Here is a 17,693-nt window from a genome sequence, read left to right as displayed (position 1 = left end):
CGACCATGGTGCTGTGCATGCTGATTCGCTCGCTTCGCTCCCTCATTTGGCGCCCTCCTCGTGTTCCTTGGAGGCGCCGAGGAGGTAGTAGTCCTCTTCGGTCTCCCCGAGCCGCATGTCGTGCGGCGGGAGCTCCATGCCCTCGGTCAGCGGCGCGAGCAGCATCTCCTTGGTGTAGATGAGGCTCTCGCGGCTGTCGTCGGCGAGTTCGTACTCGTTGGTCATCGTGAGCGCCCGCGTCGGGCACGCCTCGATGCACAGGCCGCAGAGGATGCAGCGCAGATAGTTGATCTGGTACGTCCGGCCGTAGCGCTCACCCGGGGAGTAGCGCGCCTCCTCGGTGTTGTCGGCGCCCTCCACGTAGATCGCGTCCGCGGGGCAGGCCCAGGCGCAGAGCTCGCAGCCCACGCACTTCTCCAGGCCGTCGGGCCAGCGGTTGAGCTGGTGCCGGCCGTGGAAGCGCGGCGCGGTGGGCTTCTTCACCTCGGGGTATTCGACCGTCTCCACCTTCATGAACATCTGGTGGAAGGTGACACCGAACCCCTTGACCGGGTTCAGGAAATCAAGCACGGGTGGCCTCCGTGGATTTGTTCGCACGGGCGTTCCCGGCACCGTGGTAGTGCGGCGCGTCGAGCGGGGGCACCGGGAACCCGCCCGCCATCGGATCCGGCTCCGGCTCGGCCGTCTCCTCCGCCGTCTCGGCCTTCCCCGAGCCGGAGGCCCGTTCCCAGACCACCGAGACGATGAGCAGGACGATGATCACGGCCGCCGCGATGAGCATCACCGGGCGCATGTCGTGCTGCTGGTTGCGCAGCGCACGCACCGTCGACACGAAGAGGATCCAGCCCAGCGACACCGGGATGAGGACCTTCCAGCCCAGCCGCATCAGCTGGTCGTAGCGGACGCGCGGCAGCGAGGCCCGGACCCAGACGAAGCCGAAGATGAACAGCCACATCTTGACCAGGAACCACAGGATCGGCCACCAGCCGGAGTTGGCGCCGGCCCAGATGCCGGTGATCGGCCACGGGGCGCGGTAACCGCCGAGGAACAGCGTCGTGGCCAGCGCGGACAGCGTCGCCATGTTGATGTACTCGGCGAGGTAGAACATCAGGAACTTCAGCGAGGAGTACTCGGTGTGGTAGCCCGCGACCAGTTCGCCCTCGCCCTCGGGGAGGTCGAACGGGATGCGGCCCGACTCCCCCAGCATCGTGAACAGGTAGATCACGAACGAGGGGAACAGCAGGACGACGTACCACGACGGGTAGTGGCCGGTCATGCCGAGGAAGTGGTACGTGCCGCCGTGCGCCTGGGCGTCGACGATCTCCGACGTCGACAGCGATCCGGCGAACAGGAACACCGCCACGAACGACAGGCCCATCGCGATCTCATAGGAGATCACCTGCGCGCTGGAGCGCATGCCGCCGAGCAGGGAGTACGGCGACATCGACGACCAGCCGGCCAGCACGAAGCCGTACACGCCCATCGAGGACATCGCCAGGACCAGCAGCACGGCGACCGGCAGGTCGGTGAGCTGCAGCGGCGTCTTGTGACCGCCGATCGAGACGATGCCGCCGAACGGGATGATCGAGAACGACACCAGCGCGGGCGCCGCGGCCATCACCGGGGCGAGGAAGAAGACGATCTTGTCCACGCCGCGCGGGACGATGTCCTCCTTGGTCGCGCCCTTGACGCCGTCGAGCAGCGACTGCAGCAGGCCGAACGGTCCGGCGCGGTTGGGGCCGGGGCGCAGCTGCATACGGCCGATGATCCGGCGCTCCGCCCAGACGGCCATGAGCACCGTCAGCAGCAGGAACACGAAGATCACCAACGCCTTGGCGCCGATCAGCCACCACGGGTCGCAGCCGAACGAGCCGAGCCCGTACGGCTTGCCGGTGCACTGTTCGGTCCGCGGCGTGGCGGAGGCCACCGCCTCCGCGAGGACGTGTGTGGCAATCATGCCCCACTCCCGTTCTGGATCTTCACGACTCCTCCGGCCTGGACGCCGAGATCGCGGTAGACCGCCGAACCCGGTGAGTTGGCGGGCACCCAGACCACGCGGTCCGGCATGTCGGTGACCTCCAGCGGCAGGGTGATCTCGCCGTGCGCCGTGGCCACGGTGACCTTCCCGTCCGCTCCGATCTCCTCCGCGGTGGCCGCGCTCAGCCGCGCGACCGGGGTCTTGGCGGTGCCGGCGAGGTACGGCTCGCCGTCCTGCAGGCGGCCCGCGTCGAGCAGCATCCGCCAGGTCGCCAGGACCGCCTCGCCCGCGGCGGGCTCACCCGGAACCTTGGCGGCGACGCTCGGCAGACCCGGCCGCGTGCCCCGGAAGCCGCCCAGCGTGGCCAGCTCGCGGCGGGCCGACGCGGAGTCGGGCAGGCCGAGGTGGACGTCCATCAGGTCGGCGATCGTGGCGAGCACCTTGAGGTCCGGCATGGCCTGCCGCACCTTCAGCACGGCCTCGAACGGACGGCCGCGGCCCTCCCAGTTGACGAACGTGCCGGCCTTCTCGGTCACGGCCGCCACCGGCAACACCACGTCGGCCCGGTCGGTGACCGCGGTCACGCGCTGCTCCAGGCTGACGATGAACGGCGTGGCCTCCAGTGCGGCCAGCACGCCCGACGGGTCGGGCAGGTCGTACGGGTCGACGCCGCCGACGAGCAGGGCGTCGATCTTCTCGTCGAGCGCGGCGGCGAGAATGCCCTCGGTGTCGCGCCCCTGCGCCTCGGGCAGGGCGGCGACGCCCCAGGCCCGCGCGACCTCGGCGCGGGCGGCCGCGTCGGTGACCGGGCGGCCGATCGGCAGCAGGCCGGGCAGCGCGCCCGCCTCGATGGCGCCGCGCTCACCGGCCCGGCGGGGCACCCAGGCGAGCCGCGCGCCGGTGGCCGCGACGAGCCGTCCGACGGCGGACAGCGCGCCCGGCACGGCGCCGAGCCGCTCGCCGACGAGGATGATCGAACCTTCGCTCTTGAGCAGCTCCGCGGCGGCCTTGCCCTCGGTGTCCAGCCCGATGCCGGTGATCAGATTGCCGAGCGTCTCGGCCTCGGAGCCGGGGGCGGTGGCCACCAGCGTGCCACCGATCTTGGCCAGGCCGCGGGACGCGAACGGCGCGATCGAGTACGTCTTCAGGCCGTGCTTGCGGGCCGCCTTGCGGAGCCGCAGGAAGACGATCGGCGACTCCTCCTCCGGCTCGAAGCCGGCCAGGAGCACGACGGGCGCCTTCTCCAGCTGGTCGTAGGTGACCGAGATGGGGCTGCCCGCGACGGTCGCCGCGAGGAAGTCGGCCTCCTCGCGCGAGTGCGCGCGGGCGCGGAAGTCGACGTCGTTGGTGCCGAGGGCGACCCGGGCGAACTTGGCGTACGCGTAGGCGTCCTCCAGCGTGACCCGGCCGCCGGTCAGCACGCCGGCCTTGCCGCGGGCCTTCGCCAGCCCCTCGGCCGCGATGGTCAGCGCCTCGTTCCAGGAGGCGGGCTCCAGCACGCCGTCCTCGTTACGCACCAGCGGGTGGGTCAGCCGGTCCGGCGTCGTGGTGTAGGTGAACGCCCAGCGGCCCTTGTCGCAGTTCCACTCTTCGTTGACCTGCGGGTCGTCGCCGGCCAGCCGTCGCGTCACCTTGCCGCGGCGGTGGTCGGTGCGCTGGGCGCAGCCGGACGCGCAGTGTTCGCAGACGCTCGGCGTCGAGACCAGGTCGAACGGCCGGGAGCGGAAGCGGTACGCCGCGCCGGTGAGCGCGCCGACCGGGCAGATCTGCACGGTGTTGCCGGAGAAGTAGGACTGGAACTCGTGGCCGGGCGCGAGGCCGACCTGCTCCTTGGCGCCCCGCTCCAGCAGGTCGATGAACGCGTCGCCGGCGATCTCGTCGGAGAACCGGGTGCAGCGGGCGCACTGGACGCACCGCTCACGGTCCAGCAGCACCTGCGTGGACAGCGCGATCGGCTTGGGGAAGGTGCGCTTCTTCTCCACGAACCGCGACTCGCCGCGGCCGTTGGACATCGCCTGGTTCTGCAGCGGGCACTCGCCGCCCTTGTCGCAGACCGGGCAGTCCAGCGGGTGGTTGATGAGCAGCAGCTCCATCACACCGTGCTGGGCCTTGTCGGCGACCTCGGAGGTGAGCTGGGTCTTGACCACCATGCCCGGCATGACCGTGACCGCGCAGGACGGCTGCGGCTTGGGCATCCCGCGGCCGTTGCCGGCGTCGGGGATCTCCACCAGGCACTGCCGGCAGGCGGCCACCGGCTCCAGCAGCGGGTGGTCGCAGAACCGCGGGATCTGGATGCCGAGCAGCTCGGCGGCCCGGATGATCAGCGTGCCCTTGGGCACACTGATCTCGAACCCGTCGATCGTCAGCGTGACCAGGTCCTCTTTCGGTACACCCCCAGGCTGCTGGGGAGAGGCCGCCGAGCCGCCACTCATGGTAACCGTCATGCGTTGGCTCCTGCCCAAACGGTGGAAGCCGCCTCGTCGAAGGGACAGCTTCCCGTCTCGAAGTGCCGGATGTACTCCTCGCGGAAGTGCTTGATGCTGGAGGTCACCGGGCTCGTGGCACCGTCGCCCAGCGCGCAGAAGGAGCGGCCGAGGATGTTGTCGGACAGGTCGAGGAGCGTCTCGAGGTCCTCCTCGGTGCCCTGACCCGCCTCCAGGCGCTTCAGCATCTGCTTGTACCAGTACGTGCCCTCACGGCACGGCGTGCACTTTCCGCAGGACTCGTGCGCGTAGAACTCGCTCCAGCGCAGCACCGCGCGGACGACGCAGACCGTCTCGTCGAAGATCTGCAGCGCCCGGGTGCCGAGCATCGAGCCCGCCGCGCCGACCGACTCGAAGTCGAGCGGCACGTCGAGGTGCTCGTCGGTGAAGATCGGCGTGGAGGAGCCGCCCGGGGTCCAGAACTTCAGCCGGTGCCCGGCGCGGATGCCGCCGGCCATGTCGAGCAGCTCGCGCAGCGTGATGCCGAGCGGCGCCTCGTACTGGCCGGGCCGCGTGACGTGGCCGGACAGGCTGAAGATGCCGAAGCCCTTGGACTTCTCGGTGCCCATCGAGGCGAACCAGTCGGCGCCGTTGGCGACGATCGACGGGACGCTCGCGATGGACTCGACGTTGTTGATGACGGTCGGCCCGCCGTACAGGCCGGCCACCGCCGGGAACGGCGGCTTGAGGCGCGGCTGGCCGCGGAACCCCTCCAGGGAGTCCAGCAGCGCCGTCTCCTCACCGCAGATGTACGCGCCGGCGCCGCTGTGCACGACGAGTTCGAGGTCGTAGCCGGAGCCGAGGATGTCCGTGCCGATGTAGCCGGCCTCGTACGCCTCGGCGACCGCCTGCTGGAGGCGGCGGATGACGTGCAGCACCTCACCGCGCACGTAGATGACGGCGAAGTTCGCGCGGATGGCGTACGAGCTGATGATCACGCCCTCGACCAGCGCGTGCGGGTTGGCCATCATCAGCGGGATGTCCTTGCACGTGCCCGGCTCGGACTCGTCCGCGTTCACCACCAGGTAGTGCGGCTTGCCGTCACCCTGCGGGATGAAGCCCCACTTCATGCCGGTGGGGAAGCCGGCGCCACCGCGTCCGCGGAGGCCGGAGTCCTTCACCGCCTGGATGATGTCGTCCTGCGGCATGCCCAGCGCGGTGCGCAGCGCCCGGTAGCCGCCGTCGGCCTCGTACGCCGAGCGGGTGAAGGAGTCGGGCCGGTCCCAGTACTTGGTCAGGATCGGCGTGAGGGTGGTCACTCGGCACCTCTTTCGGGCTCAGGGGCCTCCCAGCCGGACTCCTTGGCGAGCTGGAGGCCGCGCAGCGACGCGTAACCGGCCTGCGTGCCCTCTCCGGCACGGCCGTCGTTGAAGCCCGCGAGCACGCGGGACGCCTGCTTCCAGGTGCACACCGACTCCGCGCCGCGGGTCGGGGCGACCTGCTTGCCGGCCCGGATGTCGTCGACGAGCTGCTTGGCCTTGGCCGGAGTCATGTCGTCGAAGAACTCCCAGTTGACCATCATCACCGGGGCGTAGTCGCAGGCGGCGTTGCACTCGATGCGCTCGAGGCTGACCTTGCCGTCCTCGGTCGCCTCGTCGTGGCCGACGCCGACGTACTCGCTCAGCTCGCGCCAGATCTGGTCGCCGCCCATGATCGCGCACAGGCTGTTGATGCAGACGCCGACGTGGTAGTCGCCGACCGGCTCCTGCTTGTACTGCGTGTAGAAGGTCACCACGCCGGTCACCTGTGCCGGGGTGATGCCCACCGCGTCGGCGCAGAACTCGATGCCGTCGTCGGAGACGTACCCCTCCTCGGACTGCACGAGGTGCAGCAGCGGCAGCAGCGCCGAGCGCGGCTTGGGGTACCGCGCGATGATCTCCTTCGCGTCCCGCTCGAGACGCTCGAGAACCTCGGGCGCAAAACTCATCGGTCGACTCCCCCCATCACCGGGTCGATGCTGGCCACGGCCGCGATGACGTCGGCGATCATGGATCCTTCGGTCGCGGCCGGAATGGCCTGCAGGTTGGTGAAGGACGGGTCGCGGAAGTGCGCGCGGTACGGGCGCGTGCCGCCGTCGCTCACCAGGTGGCAGCCGAGCTCGCCGCGCGGCGACTCCACCGAGGCGTACACCTGGCCGGCGGGCACCCGGAAGCCCTCGGTCACCAGCTTGAAGTGGTGGATCAGCGCCTCCATGGACTGGCCCATGATGTGCGCGATGTGGTTGGGCGAGTTGCCCATGCCGTCCGGCCCGAGCGCGAGCTGCGCCGGCCAGCCGATCTTCTTGTCCTGGATCATCACCGGGCCGGACTTGGCCGAGCCGGAGCTCAGCCGGTCGAGGCACTGCTCGATGATCTTCAGCGACTCGTCCATCTCCTGCATGCGCACGAGGTAGCGGCCGTACACGTCGCAGGTGTCCTGGGTGGCCACCTCGAAGTCATAGGTCTCGTAGCCGCAGTACGGCTGGGACTTGCGCAGGTCCCACGGGAGGCCGGTGCTGCGCAGCACCGGGCCGGTCACGCCGAGCGCCATGCAGGCGGCCAGGTCGAGGTAGGCGATGTTCTTGGTCCGCGCCAGGTAGACCGGGTTGGCGTCGAGCAGCTTGCGGAGCTGCTTGAACCGGTACCGCTCGCGCTTGACGAAGTCACCGATCTTGTCGATGGCGCCCGGAGGCAGGTCCTGCGCGACGCCGCCCGGCCGGACGTAGGCCATGTTCATGCGCAGCCCGGCGATCATCTCGAACAGGTCCAGGGCGTACTCGCGCTCGAGGAAGCCGTTGAGCATGACCGTGGTCGCGCCCAGCTCCAGGCCGAAGGTGGCGATCGCGACCAGGTGCGAGGAGATCCGGTTGATCTCCATCATCAGGACCCGGATGACCTGCGCCCGCTCGGGTACGTCATCGGTGATGCCGAGCAGCTTCTCCACGGCCAGGCAGTAGGACGTCTCGTTGAAGATCGGCGCGAGGTAGTCCATGCGGGTGCAGAACGTGGTCCCCTGGGTCCACGTCCGGTACTCCATGTTCTTCTCGATGCCGGTGTGGAGGTAGCCGATGCCGACGCGGGTCTCGTCGACGGTCTCGCCGTCGAGGGTGAGGATGAGCCGGAGCACGCCGTGCGTGGACGGGTGCTGCGGGCCCATGTTCACGACGAGGCGGTCGTCCTCGCTCTCCTGGGCGCCCTGGACGACCTCGTCCCAGTCCTGCCCGGCGACGTTGAAGACGGTGCCCTCGGTGGCCTCTTCCGTCCCGTAGGCGTCGTACTGCTGGGTCGGGCTCATACGTACGACCTCCGCTCGTCCGGCGGGGGCACCGTGGCCCCGCGGTACTCGACGGGGATGCCGCCGAGGGGGTAGTCCTTGCGCTGCGGGTGGCCCATCCAGTCGTCCGGCATCATGATCCGGGTGAGCGCCGGGTGCCCGTCGAAGACGAGCCCGAACATGTCGTACGTCTCGCGTTCGTGCCAGTCGTTGGTCGGGTAGACCGCGACGATGGAGGGGACGTGCGGGTCGGTGTCGGGGCAGGTCACCTCGATCCGCACGCGCCGGTTGTGCGTGATCGACAGGAAGGGGTAGACCGCGTGCAGCTCGGCGCCGGTCTCGGCCGGGAAGTGCACGCCGGAGACTCCGAGACACAGCTCGAAGCGCAGCCGCGGGTCGTCGCGCAGCGTCTGGACGACGCCGAGGAGGTGCGTGCGCCGCACGACGAAGGTCAGCTCGCCCCGGTCGACCACGACGCGCTCGATCGCCTCGCCGAAGTCGGGGTAGGCCGCCTCGAGAGCGTCGGCGATCTCGTCGAACTCGCCCTCGGCTCCGGTGGTCGTCGGCCCGCCGTACGGGCGCTCGGCGCTGACCTTGGGCGACTGACGGACGACGAGGCGGCCGAAGCCGGAGGTGTCACCGGTCGTCCGGGCGCCGAACATGCCGTGGCGCGCGATGGGCTGCTCGGCCCGCTCCTCCTCGCCGTGCGCGGGAAGCTGGTCGGCGGCCTGCTCGGCCTGCTGCTCTGGGTGTTGGGAGCTCATGAGGCCTCCTTCGTCGGAAGCGGGAGCATCAGAACGCTGTGCTTGTTGATTCGCTCGCTCCGCTCGCTCATGAAGTCACCTGCTGGGGCTGCTCAAGGAGGGGAAGCTGCCGGAGCCGGGCGCGCTCGAGCTCCTCGATCTCCTTCTTGCGATGGGGGCCCATCTTGGTGTTCTGGATCTTGTCGTGCAGCTTGAGGATGGCGTCCAGGAGCATCTCCGGCCGCGGCGGGCAGCCGGGCAGGTAGACGTCGACCGGCACGATGTGGTCGACGCCCTGGACGATCGCGTAGTTGTTGAACATGCCGCCCGAGGAGGCGCACACGCCCATGGCGATGACCCACTTGGGCGAGGCCATCTGGTCGTAGATCTGGCGCAGCACCGGCGCCATCTTCTGGCTGACCCGGCCCGCGACGATCATCAGGTCGGCCTGGCGCGGCGAGCCCGACGCGCGCTCCATGCCCCACCGGGAGAAGTCGTGGCGCGGGTCGCCCGTCGCCATCATCTCGATGGCGCAGCAGGCCAGGCCGAACGTCGCCGGCCAGACCGAACTCTTGCGCGCCAGCCCGAGGACCTGCTCGACCGTAGTGAGGATGACCCCGCTGGGGAGTTTCTCTTCTAGACCCATCTCAGTCCCACTCCAGACCGCCGCGCCGCCAGACGTAGGCGTACGCGATGAGGACGGTGACGATGAACAGCACCATTTCCACGAGACCGAACAGGCCCAGGTGGTCGAAGGCCACCGCCCATGGGTAGAGGAAAATGATCTCGATGTCGAAAACGATGAACAGCATCGCCGTCAGGTAGTACTTCACCGGGAATCGACCACCGCCGACGGGCTGCGGGGTGGGCTCGATACCGCATTCGTACGCCTCGAGCCGGGCACGGTTCCAGCGTTTCGGGCCGGTCAAAGACCCCATAACTACCGAAACAACCGCGAAACCAAGTGCTAGTACACCAAGTACGACAATCGGAACGTAGAGGTTCAAATCTCTACACCCCCCTCTCGGTGAAACTCATCGAGCGCGCGTCTGACGCGGCACGGCCGTCGATCACGACCGGGATTTCCATCCTAGGCACGGCGATCATCACTTCTTTCCTCGGGGTGTCACGCCGCCGGCGCGAGTTTCGACATCGCGTTGATCACCCGGTCCATCGCGTCGCCGCCCCGCGGATCGGTGAGGTTGGCGAGGAGCTTGAGCGTGAACCTCATCAGCACGGGGTGCGGCAGGCCGTGGCGCGTCGCGAACTTCATCAGCCGCGGGTCGCCGATCGCCTTCACGAAGACCCGTCCGAGCGTGTAGTAGCCGCCGTACGCCTGCTTGAGGACCTGCGGGTAGTCGTGCAGGGCGCGCTCGCGCTGGGCCGCGGTCGGCCGGCCGAGCGCCTGCACGATGACCTCCGCCGCCATCTCGGCGGACTCCATCGCGTACGCGATGCCCTCGCCGTTGAACGGGTTGATCATCCCGCCGGCGTCGCCGACGAGCAGCAGGCCGCGCGTGTAGTGGGGCGTGCGGTTGAAGCCCATCGGCAGCGCGGCGCCGCGCACCGGGCCGGTGGCGTTCTCCTCGACGTAGCCCCATTCTTCGGGCATGCCGGCGAGCCAGCTCCGCAGCAGCGCGCGGTAGTCGACGTTCTTGAAGGCGTCGCTGGTGTTGAGCAGGCCCAGGCCGACGTTGGAGGTGCCGTCGCCGACGCCGAACACCCAGCCGTAGCCGGGCAGCAGGCGTTCGCCGTCCCACAGCTCCAGCCAGGACTCGAGGTAGTCGTCGTCGTGGCGGGGGCTGGTGTAGTAGCGGCGCACGGCCACGCCCATCGGGCGGTCGTCGCGCTTGCGCAGGCCCAGCGCGAGCGAGAGCCGGGTCGAGTTGCCGTCGGCCGCCACGACGAGCGGGGCGCTGAACCGGACCTCGCCGTCGGGGGTCTTGGCCACCACGCCGGTGATCCGGCCGGTGTCGTCCAGGATCGGCTCGGTCACGGAGGTGTTCAGCCGGAGCTTGGCGCCCGCGGCGACCGCACGCTCGGCGAGGATCTGGTCGAAGTCCATCCGCGTACGGACCAGGCCGTAGTCGGGGTAGCTGGAAAGGTCGGGCCAGGGCAGTTCCATGCGGACGCCGCCGCCGATGATGCGCAGGCCCTTGTTGCGGATCCAGCCGGGAGCGTCGAGGTCGACGCCCATCTTCAGCAGCTGCTTGGTGGCGCGGGGGGTGAGTCCGTCACCGCAGACCTTCTCGCGGGGGAACACCGTCTTCTCCAGCAGGAGAACGTCGAGCCCGGCCTGGGCGAGGTGGTACGCGGTAGCCGAGCCCGCCGGACCGGCGCCGACGACGATCACGTCGGCCTCCGTCGCGGAGGTGTCCTGCGGAATTGCGCCGGGTGTCTCGATCACGAGCATCCTCTGTGGGCCATTGGTCGGTGGTGCCGCCTGCTGGGGGTGGCGGGCTCGATGCCGTGCCGGATCGTACGGCCCTGGAGGAGGCTCGGTGCGACCCGGGGTGCCATCTTCGGGTCTTGTTCTTTTGTGAAGCGCTTCACAAGCTTGGCTACACGCTGAGTCTAAACCTTCTCAGGGGCTGCTCGGGAACCGCGAGGCGGCGCCGATCGTTCTCGATCATTCGGCGTGGCCCGCCTGCCGGAGCGCGGCGTCTCTTGCGTAGGCTCGACGACCATGACGCGGGCATCCCTGGACAAGCAGCCGACCGAGGTCGCGGCCATGTTCGACCGTACGGCGGCGCGCTATGACCTGCTGAACGACCTGATGACCGGCGGCCTGGACCGCCGGTGGCGGCGCGAGGCCGTCCGCGCGCTGAACGCGCGCCCCGGTGAGGTGGTGCTGGACCTGGCGGCCGGCACCGGGACCTCGTCGGTGCCGATCGCCGAGGCCGGAGCGCTGACCGTCGCATGCGACTTCTCCCTCGGGATGCTGCGCGAGGGCGTGCGCCGCCAGGCGGGAGTTCGCGGCCTGGCCTTCTCGGCGGGCGACGCGATGCGCCTGCCGTTCGCCGACGCGTCGTTCGACGCCGTGACGATCTCCTTCGGCATCCGCAACGTCAATGACACGGTGGCCGGGCTGGCGGAGATGCTGCGGGTGACCAAGCCGGGCGGACGCCTGCTGATCTGCGAGGTCAGCCGCCCGCCGAACCCGGTGCTGCGCCGGCTGCACGGCCTGCACCTGCGGGTGGGCCTGCCGCTGATGGCCAAGGTCAGCTCGAACCCGGACTCCTACCACTACCTGGCCGAGTCCACGGCCGCCTGGCACGACCAGGAGTCACTGGCCGCGCTGCTGCGACGGGCGGGGTGGGAGTCGGTCCGCTACCGGAACCTCACCTTCGGGGCCGTGGCCCTGCACCACGCCAGCCGCCCGACGGCTTGATCCAGTCGCGCCTTAGTCGCCGTCTTCGCGGGCGGCGCCCTCGGCGAGGTTCTGCCGGATGCGGCCCGCCCGCTCGGTGACCGAGTTGGAGACCGCGTCGCGCTGGCGGGACAGCAGCACGAAGCTGATGACGCCGCTGATCAGGATGGCCAGCGCGAGGAGCAGGAACCCGCGGGCTCCCACCAGGAACAGCACGCCCGCGGTCACGGCGAACAGCACGAGCCGCGACAGGGTGTAGATGAGTACGGAACGCATGACGTCCTAACGCTATCTCGCCGGCGCACCGGTCAGGACGACACCTCCCCCGGAGGTGACGGTCAGCCCTGCCGGGCGACGCCTTCGGCGAGGACCTCCGCGTACAGGGCGGGGTCGGCGTTGCCGCCGGAGACGACGGCGACGTACTTGCGCCGGTCGCCCGGCACCCCGAAGCGGCTCAGACAGGCCGCGGTCGCCACCGCGCCGCCGGGTTCGGCGACGAGACGGGCGCCCCGGGCGAGCTGCCGCATCGCGTCGCGGATCTCCTCCTCGCTCACGGTGACGATGTCGTCGACGTACCTCAGGTGCTCGAACGGGAGTTCGCCGACACACTCGATGCGGAGGGCGTCCGCGATCGTCCGGCGGGTGTCGGCGCTGGGCCAGGAGATCCGGCGGCCGGCGCGGAACGAGGCGCGCGCGTCGGCGGCCAGCTCGGGTTCGACGCCGATGACCCTGGTCTCGGGCCGCCGGGACTTGATCGCGGTGGCGATGCCCGCGAGCAGGCCGCCGCCGCTGATCGGCACGAGGACGGTGTCCACGTCCGGCGCGTCGGCGAGGATCTCCAGGCCGATCGTGCCCTGGCCCGCGATGACCCGGCGGTCGTCGAACGGCGGGATCAGCGCGTAGCCGTGGGCGTTCGCCAGCCGCTCGGCGGTCTCGACGCGCGCCTCGATGGTCGGCTCGACGTACACGATCTCGGCGCCCAGCAGGCGGCACGCGTCGGCCTTGATGGCCGGGATGGTGGTCGGCACGACGAGTACCGCCGGGACGCCGACGACCCTCGCGGCGTACGCGACGGCCTGGGCGTGGTTGCCGCTGGAGTGCGCGATGACGCCGTTCTTGCGCTCGACTTCGGGCAGCGCGCCGATCGCGTTGTAGGCGCCGCGGAGCTTGAACGAGCCGACCGGCTGCAGCGACTCGGCTTTGAGCAGGAGAGACGGACCCCCGGAAGCCTGCGGAAAGGCCACCAGCGGCGTGGGGAGGATGACGCCCGCCAGACGCCGGGCGGCGTCCTCGATCTCCTCCGCCGTAACAAGATCGTACATACCAGCACCCTATGGGCCAGCGTACGCCGCACGGAACTGCAACCGGGCGATTACATTTCGTTATTACCCCATGTCGCAAAACTACGTAGCGTGATGTTTTCCGAAAACAAGGGAGAAACCGGGCTTCAACCGGCACACTGAGAAACAGTCCTTCCGCGACGAGAGCGGGACAAAGGGGGAGAGAAAACGTGGAGAGCACGAGCGAGCGCCTGCTGACCCCAGGCGAGGTCGCTGCCCTGTTCCGGGTCGATCCGAAAACTGTGACTCGTTGGGCCGCCGCCGGGCGGATCAGCAGCATCCGTACGCCCGGTGGACACCGCCGTTTCCGGGAATCGGAGGTCCATGCACTACTGCGTGGCGAGGAGAACGTCGACTCTTCCGACCTCGGCCGCTGACCTCCCCTTTCAGGGCCGAAGCCCCCATCTCCCCGGGTGCCCTTGTCACTCTTTGGCCTGCTCGGCCTTGAATTCCTCGAACTCCTGGCGCAGCGCGTCGTCGTCCGCGCGCCATCGCCGGCGCCGGTCCGCGAGTTCCTCCTCGGTGATGGACTGCTCGAGAAGCCGTTGATAGTCGGGGTCATCGGGCCCGATCTCGACGTACGCCTGGCCGATCACGTTTCCGGTCTCACCGTGCGCCGCCTTTTCCGCACGCTCGGGTCCGATCACCCCCACGGGCACCCGGAGGTTCCCGTCGGGGAGTCTGATGACGTACATCGCCCCTCCCCTATATTCCGTATTTCCGGTTGAAGAAAAGCATCACATTGAGCGCCGCGCGGGTGTTCCCGCCGAGCATGTCCACAAGCGCGGGCCGCTGTCGCGATGCGATCGCCGCGAAGGCGTCCGCGAAGAACTCATGGCGGCCCAGATCGTCGCCGGTGATGTGAAAATCACTCGCGAAATGCGGCACACATTGCTCGTACAGCGCGCGGAACTCGGGACTGTCAGACTGCCATTGTCGGGACCCGTCTTCGACGAACTCTCCGTCGATGTCGTCCAGCGCGTGACCGACCTCGTGCAACATGACGTCCGGAGTGGGTGAGGGCTGGTCACCGACGACGATCTTCCGGTCGCCGTACGCCCCGGCGCAGATGTCCCAGGTCGCCTTTCCGCCCGGCAGCGGAGCGCCGCGCAGATACTGCATGTCGTCCAGGTCGGGCACACCGCCCGAGCCGACATAGATGCCGTCCAGCCCGTCGGCCAGCTTGTCCTTGAGCGCGTCCGGCAGCTCGGCCAGGCTGTCGATGGCGCGCACGGCGTCGGCCGGCGCCGACCTGCCGTCGGCCGCCCACTGCCGGTAGAGGATCGACTCCAGAGTCCCGCAGTTGCGCCGCCCGTCCCGCAGGTCGACGGCGTCGGGCGGGTGCGGCGCGGCGCGCGGGAGGTCCTCGTCGAGCTCGAAGTCACGCCAGGTGTAGCGCGGCTTGGCCCGCGCGTCCGCCGCGACGTCGCCCGGGTGCTCGACCGCGCGGAGGTCCGCCGGCTCGATCTTCCGGAACCGCCCGAGCGCGTCGCGCGGCTGGAGCCGCCGGGGACGCTCGGCGGAGGGCTCTGACGTGCCGTCGGCCCGGGACGTACGGTCGGGCCCGCCGGCGTCCTTGGACCGCCGATGCCGCCCGCGGCTGTCCGCGGCCGCCACCTCGGCCTGCCGGCGGCTCCCCCGATAGCGCATCGAACGCCCTTTCCGCCGTTCACCGGGACTACCCAGGCGTAGCGTAAGCCGGACCCCATGACCGCGTCATCTCCGCGTACGGCGCCTACGGCGGACGGACGGAGAGGCGGGCAGGCCAGGGCACCGGCACCCGATTTTCGGCCGCGACCGCGGAGCCGAGCGGACGGCCCGGAGCGGCCACCGGGGGTTCGCCGCTTGCATGCCCAAGCTAGTCTGCGAATCATGCTCGCCCTTGCCGCCGTGCTCGTCCTGGTCGCACTCGGCATCTGGCTCTACTGCCTCTTCGAGGTGCTGTCGACCGATGAGGGCCACACGCGCCATCTGCCGAAATTCGCCTGGTTCCTCATCGTGCTGCTCGGTTTCGAGCTCGGTGCGGTCGCCTGGCTCCTGTTCGGGCGACGTCGCGGCTTCGTCACCGCCGACGTGACCGCCTGGCCGCCGGATTTCCTCCTCTCGGGTGAGGGGTCACGAGACGAACCGGCCGCCCCCGGCCCGCTCGGACCCGACGACGATCCCGAGTTCCTCCGCCAGCTCGATCGCCGGCTCCGCGGCGACGACCCGAGCTAGACCCCGAGAAAAGGCAACGCCCCGGCGACACGTCGCCGGGGCGTTCTGCTGGGAAAGGGCGGCTCAGTGAGGCAGCGCGCTGCCCTTCAGCCAGGTGTTCCAGGACAGGGTCCAGAAGGTCCAGCCGTTGCCCTGCTCGTTGACGAGCTTGCGGTTGGTGCCGGTGACGTCCACAACGTCGCCGCGCTGGGCGATGTTGTAGAACCAGCGGGCGCCGGTCGGCGAGGTGCGGACGCAGCCGTGGCTGACGTTGCTGTGGCCCAGCGCGCCGTACTCACCCGGGCTCTGGTGGACGTACTCGCCGCGGTCGCTGATGCGGACGGCCAGCGGGATGTCCTCGGCGTAGTAGCCCGGGTCGCCCGGCTTACGGCCCGGCGACACCATGTGCACCATCGTCGCCTTCTCCTTGGTGAGATGGACGCCGCTGGTGGTGGTGTACTCCTGGGTCGTCCCCATGCCCATGCTGATCGGGAACTTCCTCACCGTGCCGTCGTGGTCGACCTTCATGTAGTGGGTCTTGCCGTTGGCGACGGTGATGTTGGAGGCGCCGATCTTGAAGGCCTTGGTCACGTCCGTCGTGCCGTAGACGCCCTTCAGCCCGCGCACACCCGCCAGGTGGGCGGTGAAGGTGACGTTCTGGTGCGGCTGCCAGTACTTCTGGGTGCGGTACACCACCTGCGTGTCCGAGGTCCAGTGCCAGGCGCCCACGTCACCCTTGTCGGACTTGACCTCCAGGGCCTTCTCCACGAACGCCCGGTTGGCGATCGCCCGGTTGAACGTCACGATGATCGGCATGCCGACGCCGACCGTCTCCTTCGGCATCGGCGTCACGTCGCTGATGCTGAACGTCTGCGTGGCCTTCTGCAGCGTGAACTGGCTCGCCGCGCTGACCGTCTTGCCCTTGGCGCTCTTGGCGGTGGCGTTGACCGAATAGGCGGCGCCCGGCTTCAGCGTCCACGTGGACTTCCACTGCGTGTGGTCGGTGTTGAAGGCGCCGGGGACCGGCCTGCCCGCCTGCACCGCGTTGACCTGTTCGAGCTTGCCGCCCGACGTGGTGACCGTGATGCCCTGGTCGGGCCTGGCCTTCCCGTCGCCGTTGGCCGGCAGAATCCGCACCTGCGCGTCGGGCGCCTTGGTGCCGTCCTTGCCGTTCGTGCCCGCTTCACTGCTCTGGCACGCGCACGCACCCGCCACCAGTGCCGCCATGACGATTGCCACGGCCGCCCGCCTATTACTCACCCGAGTCCTCCCAGCTTTTGCCCACAGCGGATGAGACGCACCACGTGCGTAAAATGTTTGCCAGTCAGGGTTAGAAAATCACCCGGCGTACGAGTGCAACCCCGACACCAGGTAGTTGATTCCAAAGAAGTTGAACAGCAGGCAGCCGAAGGCGATCAGCGAGACGACCGCCGCCTTGCGGCCTCGCCAGCCCGCGGTCGCGCGGGCGTGCAGGTAGCCCGCGTACCCGATCCAGGTGATGAACGACCAGGTCTCCTTGGGGTCCCAGCCCCAGTAGCGGCCCCACGCGGAGTCCGCCCAGATCGCCCCGGCGATGATCGCGAAGGTCCAGATCGGGAACGCGAACATGATCACCCGGTGCGCGGTCGTGTCCAGCGCCTCCATGCTCGGCACACGCGAGAGGATGCCGCCCGGCCGTACCGTGACGAGGGACTTGATCAGGTACAGGGCGGTCGCGACGCCCGCCACCGTGAACGTCCCCGTGGCGGTCACCGCGGCGGTCACGTGGATGGCGATCCAGTACGAGTGCAGGGCCGGCCGGAGCGGACCCGGGTCGTTGTAGAGCCAGATCGTGGCGATGCCGAGCGCGATCACGACGGCGACCATGAGGAACGGGCCCAGCCAGTTGACCTTGTAGCGCCAGAGCATCACGAGGTAGACGGTGACCGCGGCGAACGAGATCGCGGACACGAACTCGTACATGTTGCCCCAGGGCACCCGGTCCGCCGCCATGCCCCGCGTGACGATCTCCGCGCCGTGCAGGCCCCAGCCGACGACGTTCATGAGGATGGCGAACCGGCCCCAGTCGAGCTGGCGCCGCCCGCTCGCGGGCTCGTCTGTCTCCTCGGCCTCGGCCTCGGTGGTCTCGGCGTCGTCGGTCTCGGCGGCCTCGTCGGTCTCCGGTCCGCCCGCCCCGACCAGCACGCGCGGGCGGTCGGCGGGCACCTCGGCGTCGGCCCGGCGCCGCGCGAACGCGAGCTCACCGGCGTACGCGACCATGGTCACGACGTAGACCAGCACGGCACCGAGCATCAGCTGGTTGCTCAGGCTCGCCAGATGGGTGTCGACCAT

The 17,693-nt window shown here is 69.5% G+C and carries 19 protein-coding genes; 3 read left to right on the top strand and 16 right to left on the bottom strand.

Translation table 11 applies throughout. The features are described from left to right. Nucleotides 1-42 precede the first annotated feature (42 nt). The 10 genes from nuoI to ACQEV1_RS07210 all read right to left on the bottom strand — a co-directional run bounded on the left by nuoI (nt 43) and on the right by ACQEV1_RS07210 (nt 10,863). Nucleotides 43-570, bottom strand: a complete 528-nt coding sequence (nuoI, locus tag ACQEV1_RS07255) for an NADH-quinone oxidoreductase subunit NuoI (protein ID WP_285578392.1) — start codon at nt 568-570, stop codon at nt 43-45. Continuing rightward, nucleotides 563-1,957, bottom strand: a complete 1,395-nt coding sequence (nuoH, locus tag ACQEV1_RS07250; protein ID WP_285632077.1) for an NADH-quinone oxidoreductase subunit NuoH — start codon at nt 1,955-1,957, stop codon at nt 563-565. The genes nuoI and nuoH overlap by 8 nt, the downstream gene beginning before the upstream one ends. Continuing rightward, nucleotides 1,954-4,422, bottom strand: a complete 2,469-nt coding sequence (locus tag ACQEV1_RS07245) for an NADH-quinone oxidoreductase subunit G (RefSeq protein ID WP_433392470.1) — start codon at nt 4,420-4,422, stop codon at nt 1,954-1,956. Before ACQEV1_RS07245 ends, nuoH begins: the two co-directional genes overlap by 4 nt. Beyond that, nucleotides 4,419-5,720: an NADH-quinone oxidoreductase subunit NuoF gene (gene nuoF / locus ACQEV1_RS07240; RefSeq protein WP_285632071.1), complete on the bottom strand. Its 1,302-nt coding sequence runs from the start codon at nt 5,718-5,720 to the stop codon at nt 4,419-4,421. Before nuoF ends, ACQEV1_RS07245 begins: the two co-directional genes overlap by 4 nt. Further along, on the bottom strand, nt 5,717-6,388 hold the full coding sequence (gene nuoE / locus ACQEV1_RS07235; protein ID WP_285578388.1) for an NADH-quinone oxidoreductase subunit NuoE: 672 nt from the start codon (nt 6,386-6,388) through the stop codon (nt 5,717-5,719). The genes nuoF and nuoE overlap by 4 nt, the downstream gene beginning before the upstream one ends. After that, complete coding sequence (locus ACQEV1_RS07230) at nt 6,385-7,734, bottom strand: NADH-quinone oxidoreductase subunit D (protein WP_285578387.1); 1,350 nt, start codon at nt 7,732-7,734, stop codon at nt 6,385-6,387. Before ACQEV1_RS07230 ends, nuoE begins: the two co-directional genes overlap by 4 nt. Beyond that, nucleotides 7,731-8,477, bottom strand: a complete 747-nt coding sequence (locus ACQEV1_RS07225) for an NADH-quinone oxidoreductase subunit C (RefSeq protein ID WP_285632068.1) — start codon at nt 8,475-8,477, stop codon at nt 7,731-7,733. The genes ACQEV1_RS07230 and ACQEV1_RS07225 overlap by 4 nt, the downstream gene beginning before the upstream one ends. Before the next feature lie 67 nt (nt 8,478-8,544). Beyond that, nucleotides 8,545-9,102: a NuoB/complex I 20 kDa subunit family protein gene (locus tag ACQEV1_RS07220; protein WP_285578385.1), complete on the bottom strand. Its 558-nt coding sequence runs from the start codon at nt 9,100-9,102 to the stop codon at nt 8,545-8,547. 1 nt (nt 9,103) lies between these two features. After that, on the bottom strand, nt 9,104-9,463 hold the full coding sequence (locus ACQEV1_RS07215; protein WP_285578384.1) for an NADH-quinone oxidoreductase subunit A: 360 nt from the start codon (nt 9,461-9,463) through the stop codon (nt 9,104-9,106). Between the two features lie 119 nt (nt 9,464-9,582). After that, nucleotides 9,583-10,863 carry a geranylgeranyl reductase family protein gene (locus ACQEV1_RS07210; RefSeq protein ID WP_433392466.1) on the bottom strand — a complete coding sequence of 427 codons (1,281 nt, stop codon included), beginning with the start codon at nt 10,861-10,863 and terminating at the stop codon, nt 9,583-9,585. A gap of 279 nt (nt 10,864-11,142) precedes the next feature. Between ACQEV1_RS07210 and ACQEV1_RS07205 the strand changes: the two genes are divergently transcribed. Next, nucleotides 11,143-11,847, top strand: a complete 705-nt coding sequence (locus ACQEV1_RS07205; protein WP_285578383.1) for a class I SAM-dependent methyltransferase — start codon at nt 11,143-11,145, stop codon at nt 11,845-11,847. Nucleotides 11,848-11,859: 12 nt separating this feature from the next. Here the strand turns inward: ACQEV1_RS07205 and ACQEV1_RS07200 are convergent, their stop codons facing one another. Together ACQEV1_RS07200 and ACQEV1_RS07195 are read right to left on the bottom strand one after the other, a co-directional pair. After that, nucleotides 11,860-12,102 carry a DUF4229 domain-containing protein gene (locus ACQEV1_RS07200; protein WP_285578382.1) on the bottom strand — a complete coding sequence of 81 codons (243 nt, stop codon included), beginning with the start codon at nt 12,100-12,102 and terminating at the stop codon, nt 11,860-11,862. 62 nt (nt 12,103-12,164) lie between these two features. Beyond that, on the bottom strand, nt 12,165-13,148 hold the full coding sequence (locus tag ACQEV1_RS07195) for a threonine ammonia-lyase (RefSeq protein WP_285632062.1): 984 nt from the start codon (nt 13,146-13,148) through the stop codon (nt 12,165-12,167). Between the two features lie 188 nt (nt 13,149-13,336). On the opposite strand from ACQEV1_RS07195, the gene ACQEV1_RS07190 reads away from it, so the two are divergent. Continuing rightward, on the top strand, nt 13,337-13,543 hold the full coding sequence (locus tag ACQEV1_RS07190; protein ID WP_285578380.1) for a BldC family transcriptional regulator: 207 nt from the start codon (nt 13,337-13,339) through the stop codon (nt 13,541-13,543). 45 nt (nt 13,544-13,588) lie between these two features. On the opposite strand, the gene ACQEV1_RS07185 is transcribed toward ACQEV1_RS07190, so the two are convergent. After that, nucleotides 13,589-13,861 carry a hypothetical protein gene (locus ACQEV1_RS07185; RefSeq protein WP_285632059.1) on the bottom strand — a complete coding sequence of 91 codons (273 nt, stop codon included), beginning with the start codon at nt 13,859-13,861 and terminating at the stop codon, nt 13,589-13,591. 10 nt (nt 13,862-13,871) lie between these two features. Next, nucleotides 13,872-14,816 (bottom strand): hypothetical protein, encoded by a 945-nt coding sequence (locus ACQEV1_RS07180; protein ID WP_285632056.1) that lies wholly within the window; start codon nt 14,814-14,816, stop codon nt 13,872-13,874. 222 nt (nt 14,817-15,038) lie between these two features. On the opposite strand from ACQEV1_RS07180, the gene ACQEV1_RS07175 reads away from it, so the two are divergent. Then, nucleotides 15,039-15,383, top strand: a complete 345-nt coding sequence (locus ACQEV1_RS07175; RefSeq protein ID WP_285578377.1) for a PLD nuclease N-terminal domain-containing protein — start codon at nt 15,039-15,041, stop codon at nt 15,381-15,383. 63 nt (nt 15,384-15,446) lie between these two features. Here the strand turns inward: ACQEV1_RS07175 and ACQEV1_RS07170 are convergent, their stop codons facing one another. Both ACQEV1_RS07170 and ccsB read right to left on the bottom strand, forming a co-directional pair. Beyond that, entirely contained in the window at nt 15,447-16,601 is a 1,155-nt protein-coding gene (locus ACQEV1_RS07170; protein ID WP_433392461.1) for an Ig-like domain-containing protein, read from the bottom strand. Nucleotides 16,602-16,700: 99 nt separating this feature from the next. Beyond that, nucleotides 16,701-17,693 carry a c-type cytochrome biogenesis protein CcsB gene (ccsB, locus tag ACQEV1_RS07165; protein ID WP_433392459.1) on the bottom strand — a complete coding sequence of 331 codons (993 nt, stop codon included), beginning with the start codon at nt 17,691-17,693 and terminating at the stop codon, nt 16,701-16,703.

The organism is Actinoallomurus sp. CA-142502 (assembly GCF_050936355.1).
GTDB lineage: Bacteria > Actinomycetota > Actinomycetes > Streptosporangiales > Streptosporangiaceae > Actinoallomurus > Actinoallomurus iriomotensis.
The sequence above is the reverse complement of the archived record's forward strand: the minus strand, read 5'-3'. Positions and strand labels throughout refer to the sequence as shown.

Excerpts from the sequence above, each read along its gene's own strand:
- nuoH (WP_285632077.1), bottom strand. The coding sequence starts at position 1,957 with ATGATTGCCACACACGTCCTCGCGGAGGCGGTGGCCTCCGCCACGCCG.
- ACQEV1_RS07245 (WP_433392470.1), bottom strand. The coding sequence starts at position 4,422 with ATGACGGTTACCATGAGTGGCGGCTCGGCGGCCTCTCCCCAGCAGCCT.
- nuoE (WP_285578388.1), bottom strand. The coding sequence starts at position 6,388 with ATGAGTTTTGCGCCCGAGGTTCTCGAGCGTCTCGAGCGGGACGCGAAG.
- ACQEV1_RS07230 (WP_285578387.1), bottom strand. The coding sequence starts at position 7,734 with ATGAGCCCGACCCAGCAGTACGACGCCTACGGGACGGAAGAGGCCACC.
- ACQEV1_RS07225 (WP_285632068.1), bottom strand. The coding sequence starts at position 8,477 with ATGAGCTCCCAACACCCAGAGCAGCAGGCCGAGCAGGCCGCCGACCAG.
- ACQEV1_RS07220 (WP_285578385.1), bottom strand. The coding sequence starts at position 9,102 with ATGGGTCTAGAAGAGAAACTCCCCAGCGGGGTCATCCTCACTACGGTC.
- ACQEV1_RS07205 (WP_285578383.1), top strand. The coding sequence starts at position 11,143 with ATGACGCGGGCATCCCTGGACAAGCAGCCGACCGAGGTCGCGGCCATG.
- ACQEV1_RS07200 (WP_285578382.1), bottom strand. The coding sequence starts at position 12,102 with ATGCGTTCCGTACTCATCTACACCCTGTCGCGGCTCGTGCTGTTCGCC.
- ACQEV1_RS07195 (WP_285632062.1), bottom strand. The coding sequence starts at position 13,148 with ATGTACGATCTTGTTACGGCGGAGGAGATCGAGGACGCCGCCCGGCGT.
- ACQEV1_RS07185 (WP_285632059.1), bottom strand. The coding sequence starts at position 13,861 with ATGTACGTCATCAGACTCCCCGACGGGAACCTCCGGGTGCCCGTGGGG.
- ACQEV1_RS07180 (WP_285632056.1), bottom strand. The coding sequence starts at position 14,816 with ATGCGCTATCGGGGGAGCCGCCGGCAGGCCGAGGTGGCGGCCGCGGAC.
- ACQEV1_RS07175 (WP_285578377.1), top strand. The coding sequence starts at position 15,039 with ATGCTCGCCCTTGCCGCCGTGCTCGTCCTGGTCGCACTCGGCATCTGG.
- ccsB (WP_433392459.1), bottom strand. The coding sequence starts at position 17,693 with ATGGTCGACACCCATCTGGCGAGCCTGAGCAACCAGCTGATGCTCGGT.